The sequence below is a fragment of the Micromonospora sp. HM134 genome (assembly GCF_007833915.1).
GTDB classification, from domain to species: domain Bacteria; phylum Actinomycetota; class Actinomycetes; order Mycobacteriales; family Micromonosporaceae; genus Micromonospora; species Micromonospora wenchangensis.
Genome location: NZ_CP041061.1, coordinates 6,750,462 through 6,763,545, shown reverse-complemented (window position 1 = coordinate 6,763,545; position 13,084 = coordinate 6,750,462). Strand labels below are relative to the sequence as shown.

Annotated in this window: 9 protein-coding genes; 3 read left to right on the top strand and 6 right to left on the bottom strand. The window is 73.8% G+C overall.

Features of this window, described 5'->3' with window-relative positions; genetic code table 11:
- The first annotated feature begins 94 nt into the window (after positions 1 to 94).
- Positions 95 to 2,923, top strand: a complete 2,829-nt coding sequence (locus tag FJK98_RS29405; protein WP_145921824.1) for an adenylate/guanylate cyclase domain-containing protein — start codon at positions 95 to 97, stop codon at positions 2,921 to 2,923.
- Positions 2,924 to 2,980: 57 nt separating this feature from the next.
- Here FJK98_RS29405 and FJK98_RS29400 read toward each other — a convergent pair whose 3' ends face one another.
- Positions 2,981 to 3,523: a phospholipase gene (locus FJK98_RS29400; protein WP_145921823.1), complete on the bottom strand. Its 543-nt coding sequence runs from the start codon at positions 3,521 to 3,523 to the stop codon at positions 2,981 to 2,983.
- Positions 3,524 to 3,694: 171 nt separating this feature from the next.
- Positions 3,695 to 5,380: a glycoside hydrolase family 10 protein gene (locus tag FJK98_RS29395; protein ID WP_145923060.1), complete on the bottom strand. Its 1,686-nt coding sequence runs from the start codon at positions 5,378 to 5,380 to the stop codon at positions 3,695 to 3,697.
- Between the two features lie 500 nt (positions 5,381 to 5,880).
- Here FJK98_RS29395 and FJK98_RS29390 point away from each other — a divergent pair, with 500 nt between their 5' ends.
- The gene (locus tag FJK98_RS29390; RefSeq protein ID WP_240762417.1) at positions 5,881 to 7,383 is read left to right on the top strand and encodes an amino acid permease; all 1,503 of its coding nucleotides are present in this window, start codon (positions 5,881 to 5,883) and stop codon (positions 7,381 to 7,383) included.
- 169 nt (positions 7,384 to 7,552) lie between these two features.
- Here the strand turns inward: FJK98_RS29390 and FJK98_RS29385 are convergent, their stop codons facing one another.
- Complete coding sequence (locus FJK98_RS29385) at positions 7,553 to 9,049, bottom strand: alpha-N-arabinofuranosidase (RefSeq protein WP_370517098.1); 1,497 nt, start codon at positions 9,047 to 9,049, stop codon at positions 7,553 to 7,555.
- 152 nt (positions 9,050 to 9,201) lie between these two features.
- Here FJK98_RS29385 and FJK98_RS29380 point away from each other — a divergent pair, with 152 nt between their 5' ends.
- The gene (locus FJK98_RS29380; RefSeq protein ID WP_145921821.1) at positions 9,202 to 10,200 is read left to right on the top strand and encodes a LacI family DNA-binding transcriptional regulator; all 999 of its coding nucleotides are present in this window, start codon (positions 9,202 to 9,204) and stop codon (positions 10,198 to 10,200) included.
- 39 nt (positions 10,201 to 10,239) lie between these two features.
- Here FJK98_RS29380 and FJK98_RS29375 read toward each other — a convergent pair whose 3' ends face one another.
- The 3 genes from FJK98_RS29375 to FJK98_RS29365 all read right to left on the bottom strand — a co-directional run bounded on the left by FJK98_RS29375 (position 10,240) and on the right by FJK98_RS29365 (position 13,030).
- Positions 10,240 to 10,965 (bottom strand): methyltransferase domain-containing protein, encoded by a 726-nt coding sequence (locus FJK98_RS29375; RefSeq protein WP_145921820.1) that lies wholly within the window; start codon positions 10,963 to 10,965, stop codon positions 10,240 to 10,242.
- A 75-nt stretch (positions 10,966 to 11,040) separates the two neighbouring features.
- A complete protein-coding gene (locus FJK98_RS29370; RefSeq protein ID WP_145921819.1) occupies positions 11,041 to 11,355 on the bottom strand; it encodes a hypothetical protein in 315 nt (104 codons plus the stop codon).
- Between the two features lie 37 nt (positions 11,356 to 11,392).
- Positions 11,393 to 13,030 (bottom strand): ABC-F family ATP-binding cassette domain-containing protein, encoded by a 1,638-nt coding sequence (locus FJK98_RS29365; protein ID WP_145921818.1) that lies wholly within the window; start codon positions 13,028 to 13,030, stop codon positions 11,393 to 11,395.
- Positions 13,031 to 13,084: the final 54 nt, after the last annotated feature.

Genomic DNA, 13,084 nt, shown 5'->3' with positions numbered 1-13,084 from the left:
CCCTTGGGTCCGATATCGCCCGACCGTTCTTACGATGCGTGACCGGTCGACCATAGGGCAGCATGAACCCGACGTCAGGGGCGGAGGTCCACGCATGTCGCCACGGATGCACCTCCCGAGCGGTTGGGTGACCTTCGTCTTCACCGACATCGAAGGTTCCACCCGGCTGGCCCAACTGCTCGGGTCCGACTACCGCCCGGTGCTCTGGGAGCACCGCCGGCTGCTGCGCGACACCCTGGCCGAGACCGACGGTGCGGAACTGCTGACCGAGGGGGACTCCTTCTTCCTCGCCTTCCCGGACGCGTCGGCGGCGCTGACCGCCTGCCTGACCGCGCAGCGGGCGCTGTCCACCCACGACTGGCCCAACCCGGAGGCCGCGCCGAGGGTACGGATGGGACTGCACACCGGCTTCGCCGAACCCCGCGACGGCGAGTACGCCAGCCCCGAGGTGCACCGGGCCGCCCGGGTGGCCGCCGCCGCGCACGGCGGGCAGGTGCTCTGCTCGGCGTCGACCGCGCGGCTGGCCGACCCGCTGCCCGCCGGGGCCACCCTGATCGACCTGGGCCTGCACCGGCTGCGGGGCTTCGACGACCGGGAACGGCTGTTCCAGCTCGTCGCGCCGGGGCTGGAACGGCAGTTCCCCCGCCCGAACACCGCCGAGGCGCTGGCGCACAACCTGCCCACCCAGGTCAGTTCGTTCGTCGGCCGGGAGACCGAGCGGGTGGAGCTGGATCTGCTGATCCGCCGCCAGCGGCTGGTCACGGTGGTCGGCGCGGGTGGCGCCGGCAAGACCCGGCTCGCTGTCGAGGTGGCGGGCGGCCAGGTGGAGGCGTACCCGGACGGGGTGTGGTTCGTCGACATCGCCACGGTCACCGACCCGGGGCTGGTGGCGTTCGCGATCGCCGCCGTGCTCGGGGCCCGGCCGGAACCGGGCCGCCCGATCCTGGACACCCTGGTCGAGTACGCGGCCGTCCGGCGGATGCTGGTGGTGCTCGACACCTGCGACGCCCAGCCGGCGGCCTGCGCCGAGGTGATCTCGCGGCTGCTCGCCGGGGGCAGCGGGCTGCGGGTGCTGGCCACCAGCCGGGAGGCGTTCGGCCTGCCCGGCGAGGTGGTGTGGCGGATTCCGCCGCTGGCGGTCGACCCGCAGCCGGGGCGTACGGAGAGCGACGCGGTGGCGCTGCTGCTGGACCGTACGGCGGCGGCCCGGGGCGGCCGGCCGCCGGAGTGGACGGAGGCCGCCGACCTGCGCCGGGTGGTGCAGCGGCTGGACGGGTTGCCGTTGGCGATCGAGCTGGCCGCGGCCCGGTTGCGGGTGCTCTCCGCAGGCCAGTTGGCGGCCCGGCTGGACGACATGCTGGGCACCCTCGACGCCGGCCGGGGCGTGCCGGAGCGGCCCCCCGAGCGGGGCTGGGCGGGCAACCAGCAGGACACCGTGGACCTGGTCGCCGCAGCCTCGGGCCAGACGCCGCCGAGCCCCGCGCACCGGGCGGTGCAGCGGTCGGCGACCGAGCGGCACCTCACCATGCAGGCCACGGTCACCTGGTCGTACCGGACGTTGGGGCCGCGTGCGGCCCGGCTGCTGCACTGGTTGGCGGTCTTCACCGGGCCGGTGGACCTGGCCACGGTGGAGTGGCTGATCGGTGACGACCCGCTCGACCCGCTGTCGGTGCTGGTGGACAAGTCGATGGTGCTGGCCGAGCCGCACGCCTCGGGCAGCACCTACCGGATGCTCGACCCGATCCGGGCGTACGCGGCGCGTCGGCTGGTCGAGACCGGTGAGGAGCAGGCCGCCCGGGACCGGCACGTGGCCTGGGCCCAGCACGCGCTGCACCGGGCACACCTGGGGGCGGACGGCCGCCCGGTCACCCTGTCGCTGTACGCGGTCGACCCGCTCGCCGGTGAGCTGCGTTCGGCGCTGCGCTGGTCGGCCACCAGGGGTAGTGCCCGGGCCGGGCTGCGGCTGGCCGGTGGGCTGGACCAGTGGTGGCGGGAGCGCGGGCTGTCCCGGGAGGCCCGGCTGTGGCTGTTCCGGCTGTACGGGCGGATCGCCGAGACCGGCGAGGCGATCCCCGAGGCGGAGCTGGCGGCGGCGTACCACCTGCACTCGCTGCACGCCGGAGCGGACGGCGAGTTCGCCGAGGAACTGCGGTTCTCGCAGCGCGCGGAGGCGGCGGCCCGGCAGGCCGGCGACGCGGGGCTGCTGGCCCGGGTGCTCGCCGGGCGGGCCGTGCCGCTTGTCGACATGGGGCAGTTCACCGAGGCGGAGCGGGTCTGCCGGGAGGTCATCGACTGGGCGAACGAGCAGGAGGTCGGTGGGGACGCGTTGCTCGCCGTCTACCACCTGGCCGAGCTGCTGTGGCGGCGGGGCGCGCTGGTCGAGGCGGCGGAGCTGCTCGGGCGGGCCCGGCCGGTGGAGGCGGGCCGCCCGGTGGAGCGGGGGTGCCGTTCGGTGGACATGCTGCTGGGCATGGTGGCGCTGGCCCGGCGTGACCTGGTGGCCGCGCACGAGCACCTGCTGGTGGCATTGCGGGCCCGGATGGGGCACGGCTACCACGGGCGGGCCTGCGACACGGTGAACGCGGTGGCGGTGCGCTGCGCGTTGGGTGGGGAGCCGTTGACGGCGGCCCGGCTGTTCGGTGCGGCCCAGGCCACCCGGGCCCGGCTGCGCGGCACCCCCGGCATCTACGGCACGTACTGGCTCCAGCAGCAGGCCGAGCTGCGGCGCGTCCTCGGCGACGCGGCCTTCGACGCCGCGTACGGCGAGGGCGGTGAGCTGGGCCTGGAGGAGGCGGCGGCGTTGGCGTTCGCGGTGGAGCACCCGGACCTGGCGGCCGACTCGATCCGGTTCCGGGCGACCGGCCCGGTGACGCCCCGGCCGGTCCGCCGTCGTGAGGCGGACCGCCGGGAGGAGTGGGCCTGACCCGCCGTGCCGTCCGGGGTCGCCCGGACGGCACGGCGGCTGGGCGGCGGGCGGCGGTCAGCCGCGCCGGGCGGCGGCCCGCTCGGCGTCGGCCTTCATCCGGGCGGCCCGGTCGAGGTCGGCCGGCGAGACGGCGGCGACCGAACCGAAGATGCTGACCGCCTGGTAGTACGTCCAGGCCAGGCTGGTGCAGGCCGGCCGGACGACGGAGTTGTAGGTGGCGCAGACCCGCTTCAGGTCCTCGTAGAAGGCGCTGTCCAGGCGGGCCTTGTTGGCCGAGAAGATCCCCATCGCCTTGTGGTTGCGGTAGCCGAAGTCGTGCCGGTAGCAGGCGAGGTTGAAGGTGAAGCCGAGCGGGTTGTCCGGGCTCGACGAGCAGTAGTCGGTGGACCAGTCGAAGCCGTAGTCGGCCCAGGCGGCCTGGTTGAGGCGGCCGGCGTTCCAGGCGTTGTAGCTGCTGGCGCTGGTCTGGGTCCAGCTGCCGAGCACGCTGAGCTTCTGCGAGGTGCTCACCGCGGCGGACGCGGGCGAGCCGACGCCGAGCACGCTGAGCAGGGCGAACGTGCCGGCGGCGAGGGCGGTGGCGAGACGACGGGACACGGGTTCCTCCGCGGGATGGGCGGTACGGTGCGTCACCGGCTGGTAACCGGAATTCGATCAGTCTCGATCAATCTCTCGTCGGTGGGGCGTGGCGGAGGCGACGTATTGGTGACATGCGTCGAAACAGACGAATGCCCCGGGTGCGCGGGCACCCGGGGCGTCCGCGGTCGATCAGCGCACCACCCGGGCCGGCGAGGCGGCGCTCTCGTTCCACGACCGGTCCAGCGCGGTCACCTGGTAGGTGTACGTCCGGCCGGGCTCGGCGGAGCCGTCCACCCAGGACTGCGGCTGCCCCGGGGCGGCCCGGACCGTGCCGACCAGGTGCGCGGCGTCGGCCCGGTCGCACCCGTCGACCGGCCCGGACCCGTCGAAGCGGTAGACCGCGTACGAGGTGGCGGCACCGAGCGGGCCCTTCCCGTCCGCCGGCTGCCGCCAGCGCAGCCGCACCCCGTCGGCGGTGCGCTCGGCGCGGGTGAGCGCCGGGCGCAGCAGCGGCTTCGCCGGCAGGTGCGCCATGGTCGGCACCAGCGCCGGACGGGAGTAGTGCGCGGCGGCGTAGCGGCTCGTCGCGCCCAGCCGGTCGGCCCGCACCTGCACGGCGGAGAAGTGCACGTTGCCGAGCACCTCCGGGTAGGACCGGTTCAGCGTCAGGTGGTCGGACAGTTCCTGCGGGTTCATCCAGTACGTGCCGTAGGCCGGGTCGCCGCTCTTGTAGTCCGCCTGGCCGATGTAGAGCTGCACCCGGGTGCCGCGTACCGTCTGCGCCCACCACGGCACCAGCCGGGCGTAGTCGGCGGCCGGGTACTGGCCGATGTACCAGTAGAGCTGCGGCACGATGTAGTCGATCCACTCCCGCTTGACCCAGGTGCGGGTGTCGGCGGAGATGATGTCGTACGACTGGCTGCCGGTGGTGTCCGAGCCGGCCGGGTCGACACTGGCGTTGCGCCAGATGCCGAACGGGCTCACCCCGAACTTCACCCACGGCTTGACCGCCTTGATCCGGCCGCCCATCTCCTGGATCAGCAGGTCGATGTTGTCCCGCCGCCAGGCGGCCCGGTCGGTGAACCCCCGGTGGTACGCGGCGAACGTGGCGTCGTCGGGCACCGGCCAGGTGCCGCTCGGGTACGGGTAGAAGTAGTCGTCGAAGTGCACGCCGTCGAGGTCGTACCGGCGTACCGCGTCGAGCATCGCGGTCTGGACGAACTCGCGGACCTGCGGGACCCCGGGGTCGTAGTAGAGCCGGCTGCCCGCGACGCCGGCCGGCGGGTAGGCGAAGGTCCACTCCGGGTGCTGCCGGGCCGGGTGGTCCGGGGCGAGCTGCCCCAGGTCCGGGCCCGCGCCCCCGGGTGCCGGCATGGAGATCCGGTACGGGTTGAACCAGGCGTGGAACTCCAGGTTCCGCCGGTGCGACTCGGCGACCAGGAAGGCCAGCGGGTCCCAGCCCGGGTCCTGCCCCCGCACCCCGGTCAGGTACTCCGACCACGGCTCGTACGGCGACGGCCAGAACGCGTCGGCGGTCGGGCGGACCTGGACCACCACCGCGTTGTGGTGCAGCCGCTGTGCCAGGTCGAGCCAGCCCCGGTACTCCGCCTGCTGGGCGGCGACCCGGTCGGGGGCGGTGCGGGAGCCCGCGCTCGGCCAGTCGATGTTCACCACCGACGAGATCCACATGGCCCGGAACTGCCGTTTCGGCAACGCCGGATCGACCACGCAGGCGTCGCCCGCCGTGGCGCTGCCGGCGGCCGGCCCGACCGTCGCGGCACCGCCGCCCCCGTCGGTAGCCGCCGCCGTCCCGGTCGCCCCGCCGGTGGCCGCCGCCGGCCCGCTCCCTGCGAGCCCACCGACCACCACCAGCATCAACCCGACCACACCGATCCCGAGCCTGCTCACCACGCTCTCCCTCCTCCGGTCCCGCCTCACCCGCCCGCCTCCCTCGCCGCTCGCCCTACCGCCTCCGACACCCCCGGCCGCTCGCCCTTCCGCCTCCCCCCCGCCCGCCCCCGCCCCGCCCGGTGATCAAGAGCTTTGCGTCAGTCGATCAAGAGGTTTGCGTCAGCGGACGCGCCGGGATTGACGCAAAGCTCTTGATCACCAAGGACGGGTGGGTGGGTGGGGGAGGGAGGGAGGGGTGGAGGAAAGGGTGGCGGGAAGTGGCGGGGTGGGTGGGGGGATGGGAGGAAATTTTCATACTCGGGGGTGTCGGTGCAAGGGGTGGGTGAGGGGATGCGGGTGGGGGGTGACCGAAAGTGGTTATCGGGGCACGGGGCGTGGATGGGGTGGGGTGATTGGGGTGGGGTCGGGGTGGGTAGCAACGCCCGGCACCGGCCGTCAGCAGGGCGGTCGCGGTGGTGGGAGGGGTGAGCGCAGTGTCCGTGCTGCGAACCAAACCGATCAAGGACGTGGTTGCCCAGGGCAACGCCGACGGCAGTGACGGCACCCCCGGTCTGAAACGACGACTCGGGGCCCGCGACCTCACCGGCTTCGGCATCGGCATCGTGATCGGCACCGGCATCTTCACCCTCACCGGCATCGAGGCGCGCGACAGCGCCGGCCCGGGTGTGGTGATCTCGTTCGCCATCGCCGGGGCGGTCGCCCTGCTCGCCGCCCTCTGCTACGCCGAACTGGCGTCCAGCGTGCCGACCGCCGGCAGCGCCTACACCTACGCGTACGCCACGATGGGCGAGATCGTCGCGTGGATCATCGGGTGGGACCTGCTGCTGGAGTTCGCGCTCGGCGCGGCGGTGGTGGCCCGGGGCTGGTCCGGTTACCTCGCCGAACTGTTCGGCCTGCCGAGCACCTGGTTCGCCGAGGAGGGCAGCGTGGTCAACCTCGGGGCGATCGGCATCGTGCTGCTGCTCGGCGTGGTCGCCATCGTCGGCATCCGCGAGTCGGCCCGGATCACCAACCTGCTGGTCCTGGTGAAGGTCGGCATCTGCGTCTTCGTCGTGGTCGCCGGGCTGTTCTTCGTCAAGGCGGCCAACCTCACCCCGTTCATCCCGCCGGCCGAGCCGGCCGGTGCCGGCGACGACGGCATCAAGCAGCCGGTCACCCAGGCGCTGTTCGGGCTGGAACCCTCCGTCTTCGGGTTCGTCGGGGTGCTCACCGCCGCCGCCGTGGTCTTCTTCGCGTACACCGGTTTCGAGGCGGTGGCGAACCTGGGCGAGGAGACCCGGCGGCCCAAGCGGGACCTGACCCTGGGTCTGTTCGGCACCCTGCTGATCTCCACCACGCTCTACATCGCCGTCTCGCTGGTCGTGGTCGGCATGGTGCCGTACGCCGAGATCGACCGGGGTGCCCCGATCGCGGCGGCCTTCAACGCGGTCGGCGCGGGCTGGGCCGGGGTGCTCGTCTCCATCGCGGCCGTCGCCGGCCTGACCAGCGTGATCCTGGTCGACCTGGTGGCCATGGGGCGGATCGGCTTCGCCATCTCCCGGGACGGCCTGCTCCCGCCCGCCGTGGCGAAGATCCACCCGCGCTGGGGGACCCCGTACCGGATCTCGGCGGTGATGACGGTCGTGGTGGCGGTGCTCGCCGGGTTCCTGCCGCTGTCGGCCCTGGCCGATCTGGTCAGCATCGGCGCGCTCTGCGCCTTCATGATCGTCTCGATCGCGGTGCCGATCCTGCGCCGCAAGCGCCCCGACCTGGAGCGGCCGTTCCGGGTCCCGTTCTCCCCGGTGCTGCCGATCTTCACGGCGCTGGCCTGCCTCTACCTGACACTCAACCTGTCGGTCGAGACCTGGATCAGGTTCCTGGTCTGGATGGCGCTCGGCGGCGTCGTCTACTTCTGCTACGGCTACCGGCGCAACCGCCTCGCCGTCCGGGAGGCCGAGGAGCGCGCCAAGGAACCCGCCTCGGCCTGACCGCCCGGAGGGTGCCGGCCGGAGCCACCGGCCGGCACCCAACCCGTCGGCCGCCCGGGGCCGGCCGGCCTGCGACCGGGCCCGGCGCCCGGCCCGCTCCGGCGGGCAGGGGCGGCGCACTGCGGGGGCCGGCATGGCGGGCCGGCCCACCGCCGGGGAACGGTCGGGGTCAGGGGCGCGGCGCGAAGCGCAGCAGGTTCCAGGAGATTCCCGGCAGGCGTACGGCGCAGCGGTCGCCGTCGACGGTGCCGGTGGGCAGCTCCCGGGGGGTCACCCGGTCCGGCTCGGCCTCGGTGTTGACCGCGTCCGGGTCGTCCCCGGCGACGACGGCGAGGTGCTGCACCGGGTGCAGCCCCGACAGCCCCCGCAGGTCGAGATCCAGGGGGAGGTCGTCGGTGCCCCGGTTGACCGCGAACACGGTCAACGCGCCGGACTCCTCGTCGTGCAGCGCGACGGTGTCCAGCACCGGCACGTCGCCGTACCGCTTCGTGGCGTAGTGCGGCGAGACCGGCTCGGTGCGCAGCACGGTGCCGGTGGCGTACCGGGCGGTCAAGGCGAACGGGTGGAAGATGCTCTGCCGCCAGGCCGGCCCGCCGGTGCGGGTACGGATCGGGGCGATCACGTTGACCAGCTGCGCCTGGCAGGCCACGCCGACCCGGTCGGCGTGCCGGAGCAGGGTGATCAGCAGGTCCCCGACCACCACCGCGTCGACGGCCGTGTAGTCGTCTTCGAGCAGCTCCGGCGCCTCGACCCAGCCGCGCCGGTCCAGGTCGCCCTGGACGCGGGACTGGTACCAGACGTTCCACTCGTCGAAGGAGATCTTCAGCTTGCGGCTCTGCCGCAGCCGGGCGGCCACGTGGTCGGCGGTGGCGACGACCTCGTTGATGAACTGGTCCATGTCGACGGCCGAGGCGAGCAGGCTGGCCCGGTCGCCGTCGGTCGGGTCGTAGTAGGTGTGCGCCGAGACGTAGTCGACCTGCTCGTAGGTGTGTTCCAGCACGGTCGCCTCCCAGGAGGCGAAGGTGGGCATGCCCCGGCCGGAACTGCCGCAGGCGACCAGGCTGATCGAGGGGTCGATCAGCTTCATCGCCCGCGCGGTCTCGGCGGCGAGCCGGCCGTACTCCTCGGCGGTCTTGTGGCCGACCTGCCAGGGGCCGTCCAGTTCGTTGCCGAGGCACCACAGCCGCACCCCGTACGGCTGCTGCGCGCCGTGTGCGCGGCGCAGGTCGGACAGCCGGGTGCCGCCCGGGTGGTTGGCGTACTCCAGCAGGTCGCACGCCTCCTGTACGCCCCGGGTGCCCAGGTTGACCGCCATCATCGGCTCGACCTGCGCAGCGGTGGCCCAGGCCATGAACTCGTCGAGGCCGAACGCGTTGGTCTCGATCGTCTTCCAGGCGAGGTCCAGTCGGCGGGGGCGGTCGTCGACCGGGCCGACGCCGTCCTCCCAGCGGTAGCCGGAGACGAAGTTGCCGCCGGGGTAGCGGACCACGGCGACACCCAGGTCCCGGGTCAGCTCCAGCACGTCGCGGCGCAGGCCGAGCGGATCGGCCGCGGGGTGCCCCGGCTCGTGGATGCCGCCGTACACGCAGCGGCCCAGGTGTTCCACGAAGGAACCGAAGAGCCGTCGGTCCACCGGGCCGATCGTGAAGGCCGGGTCGATCGTCATCCGCGCTGCACGCACGGGCCCACCTCTTCCCTGAGCTGCTCGGAACGACTACGGTCAATGCGCTGCCCCGCGTTTGTATACCGTTGTCACCAACGTTGTAAAGGATCTGTCGCGCGCCACCGTCCACGGCGGACGCGGGAGGGAGCGGGGACGTGCGCCACCGCCTCAAGGACGTCGCCGAGCGGGCCGGGGTGTCGGTCAAGACGGTGTCGAACGTGGTCAACGGTTACCAGCACGTCCGGCCGGCGACCCGGGCCCGGGTCGAGGCCGCCATCGCCGAACTCCACTACCGGCCCAACCTGTCCGCCCGCAACCTGCGCAAGGGGCGTACCGGCGTGATCGCCCTCGCCGTGCCGGAGCTGGACGTGCCGTACTTCGCCGAGCTGGCACGGCACGTGGTCGCCGCCGCCGCCGACCACGGCTGGACCGTGCTCATCGACCAGACCGGCGGTGGCCGGGAACGGGAACGGGTCGCTGCGGCCGGCGTCGGCGACCACATGATCGACGGGTTGATCTTCAGCCCGCTGTCGCTGCCCGCCGACGACCTCGTCGGCCTGGAACTGCCGATGGTGCTGCTCGGCGAACGGACGGACCACGGCCCGGCCGACCACGTGGTGATCGACAACGTGACCGCCGCCCGGGAGATGACCGCCCACCTGATCGGTCCCGGCCGCCGCCGGATCGCCGCCGTCGGCGCGCAACACACCCCCGAGGGGGCCGGCGCCCGCCTCCGGCTGGCCGGCTACACCGCCGCCCTGGCCGACGCCGGCATCGGGTACGACGAGCGCCTCGTCGCCGCCACGCCGGCCTGGCACCGCGCCGACGGGGCCGCCGCCATGCGTCACCTGCTCGCCTCCGGTGCCCGCCCGGACGCGGTCTTCTGCTTCAGCGACACCCTCGCCCTCGGCGCGCTGCGCGCCCTGCACGAGGCCGGCCTACGGGTCCCCGCCGACGTCGCCGTCGCCGGCTTCGACGACATCGAGGACGGCCGGTTCAGCGTCCCCACCCTGACCACGGTCAGCCCGGACAAGGAACGGATCGCCCGGCTCGCCGTCGACCTGCTCGCCGGGCGGCTGGCCGGCGACCGGGACGCACCCGCCCGGGAGGTCACCGCCCCGCACCGCCTGACCCCACGGGAGAGCACCACCTGACCCGGCCGGGCGGCCCTGGTCGGGTGGCGTCGCCCCTGGTCAGTCGAAGAAGCGGGCCAGGTGGGCCGGGGACACCGGTGGCGCGTCGGCGGGCAGCGGGGTCAGATCGGCGAAGATCGACGCGCCGTCACAGCCGGCGTGCAGCGGATACCAGCGCGGGGCGCCCGGCGGGCGCTGACCGCACACCCCCTTGATCGTCTGTACGTCCAGCAGCCGGACGTGGGTCGGGTCGGCCACCGCGTTCACATGCCCCCACCAGGGGCTCATCACGTGCAGCACGCCACCCGGGCGGAGTACCCGGTGGCACTCGTCCACCAGCGGCAGGAAGTCGATCAGGTGCTCCAGGATGTGCACCGTGAAGATCACGTCGACGGAGTCGTCGGCCAGCGGCAGCGACCCGGACAGGTCGGCCACCGCGTCCACCCCGGCGGCCGGGAAGATGTCCAGCCCCAGGTTCGTCGGGTACTGCTTCTGACCGCCGCAGCCCAGGTCCACCACCACCGGGTCCCGGCCGTCGACCCGCACCCGCCCCCACACGCCGTACACCCCGGCCAGCCGGCCGACCAGCTCGCGGACCAGCCGCAACTGCTCCGGTCCGGGCACCTCCCCGCTCAGGTGGGCGACGCCCCGGTCGAACCGCACCGCCACGGCGAGCCCACGTAACCGCTCGTCGTGACGGGCCTGCTCGGCCCAGGCCGCATCGAGGAACCCGTCGAGCGCCCGCAGCCGTTCGGCCGAGGGCGGTGCCTGCGCCAACGCGACCATGGCCACCTCCCGCCGGCCGTTACCCGCTTCCCGGCCCGGCACACCACCCGATCTGTTTCGCCAGCGCCGACCGGGTCAGCCGCCGGCACGGCGGGTGGGCCGGCCGACGGCCCGGATGCGCTGCCGGGGCGCACCTGCCGCCTTCGGCCGCTTGAGGTGGTAGCGGTGCAGCTCGTTGTGGCCCGCCAGGGACGGGTCCTCGCTCATCCCGACGAGTTCCCAGCCCTGGTCACCGGCCCGGTTCAGGTGCGCCAGCGCGGTGTCGCCGTAGGCGGTGACGTCGGTCATCGAGCCGTCCGGGCCGTACCAGACGAAGACGACCTCCCAGCTGAGGTCGGAGGCGGTCGGCTGGCGACGGCGCACCAGCAGCGCGTACTCCCATCTGAGCATGACCCATTGTCACCCGGCGGGCGGCGGGCGACGCTGATCAGTCCTCGGCGATCCGCCCGTCGGCGACCCGCAACCGGCGGTCGACGCTGACCGCCTCCAGCATCCGCCGGTCGTGGGTGACCAGCAGCAGCGTCCCCGGGTAGCCGGCCAGCGCCGACTCCAACTGCTCGATGGCCGGCAGGTCGAGGTGGTTGGTCGGTTCGTCCAGCACCAGCAGGTTGACCCCCCGGCCCTGGAGCAGCGCCAGTGCCGCCCGGGTCCGCTCGCCCGGCGACAGCGTCGCCGCCGGCCGCAGCACGTGCGCGGCCCGCAGGCCGAACTTGGCCAGCAGCGTCCGCGCGTCCGCCGGCGTCATCTCCGGTACGGCGGCCCCGAACGCCTCCAGCAGCGGCTGGTCGCCGAGGAACAGCCCCCGGGCCTGGTCCACCTCGCCGACCACCACCCCCGGACCGAGCGCGGCGTGCCCGGCGTCGAGCGGCAACCGGCCCAGCAGCGCGCCGAGCAGCGTGGTCTTGCCGGAGCCGTTCGCCCCGGTGATCGCCACCCGGTCGGCCCAGTCGACCTGGAGGTTCACCGGCCCGAGGGTGAAGTCGCCCCGGCGGACCACCGCGTCGCGCAGCGAGGCCACCACCGCACCGGCCCGGGGCGCGGCGGCGATCTCCATCCGCAGCTCCCACTCCTTGCGGGGCTCCTCGACCACGTCGAGCCGTTCGATCAGCCGCTCGGTCTGCTTCGCCTTCGCCGCCTGCTTCTCCGTCGCCTCGGCCCGGAACTTCCGGCCGATCTTGTCGTTGTCGGTGGCCTTGCGACGGGCGTTCTTCACGCCCTTCTCCATCCAGGCCCGCTGGGTGCGGGCACGGGCCTCCAACGCGGCCCGGGTGTCGGCGTACTCCTCGAAGTCGGCGCGGGCATGCCGGCGGGCCACCTCCCGCTCCTCCAGGTAGGCACCGTAGCCGCCGCCGTAGTGCCGGACCTGCTGCTGCGCCAGGTCGAGTTCGAGCACCCGGGTCACCGTCCGGGTCAGGAACTCCCGGTCGTGGCTGACCAGCACCGTGCCGGCGCGCAAGCCGGTGACGAACCGTTCCAGCCGGTCCAGGCCGGCCAGGTCCAGGTCGTTGGTGGGTTCGTCGAGCAGGAAGACGTCGTAACGGCTGAGCAGCAGGGAGGCCAGGCCGGCGCGGGCCGCCTGGCCGCCGGAGAGGCCGGTCATCGGATGGTCCAGGTCGACGGTGAGCCCCAACTCGGCGGCGACCTGCTCGGCACGTTCCTCCAGGTCCGCCCCGCCGAGATCGAGCCACCGCTCCAACGCCCCGGCGTACGCGTCGTCGGCCCCGGCCGTGCCCGCGGTGAGCGCTTCGGTGGCCGCGTCCAGGGCGGCCTGCGCCCCGGTGACCCCGGTCCGTCGGGCCAGGAAGTCGCGGACCGTCTCGCCCGCCCGGCGCTCCGTCTCCTGCGGCAGGTAGCCCACCGAGGCCCCGGGCGGGCTCAGCGTAACGCTGCCCTCCTCCACCGGCTGCACCCGGGCCAGCGTGCGCAGCAGCGTCGACTTGCCGGCCCCGTTGACCCCCACCAGCCCCACCACGTCGCCGGGGGCGACGACCAGGTCGAGGTCACTGAAGAGCATCCGCTCCCCGTGCCCGGCGGCGAGTCCCTTGGCGATCATCGTGGCGCTCATGAGGCCCCGAGCCTAGCGCCCGCCGATCCGGGCGGGGGCGCCGCGCGGCCCGGC

Bases quoted from the DNA above. Each gene is read 5' to 3' on its own strand.
- FJK98_RS29370 (WP_145921819.1), bottom strand. From the start codon at position 11,355: ATGCTCAGATGGGAGTACGCGCTGCTGGTGCGCCGTCGCCAGCCGACC.
- FJK98_RS29385 (WP_370517098.1), bottom strand. From the start codon at position 9,049: ATGACGATCGACCCGGCCTTCACGATCGGCCCGGTGGACCGACGGCTC.
- FJK98_RS29405 (WP_145921824.1), top strand. From the start codon at position 95: ATGTCGCCACGGATGCACCTCCCGAGCGGTTGGGTGACCTTCGTCTTC.
- FJK98_RS29375 (WP_145921820.1), bottom strand. From the start codon at position 10,965: ATGGTCGCGTTGGCGCAGGCACCGCCCTCGGCCGAACGGCTGCGGGCG.
- FJK98_RS29365 (WP_145921818.1), bottom strand. From the start codon at position 13,030: ATGAGCGCCACGATGATCGCCAAGGGACTCGCCGCCGGGCACGGGGAG.
- FJK98_RS29395 (WP_145923060.1), bottom strand. From the start codon at position 5,380: ATGCTGGTGGTGGTCGGTGGGCTCGCAGGGAGCGGGCCGGCGGCGGCC.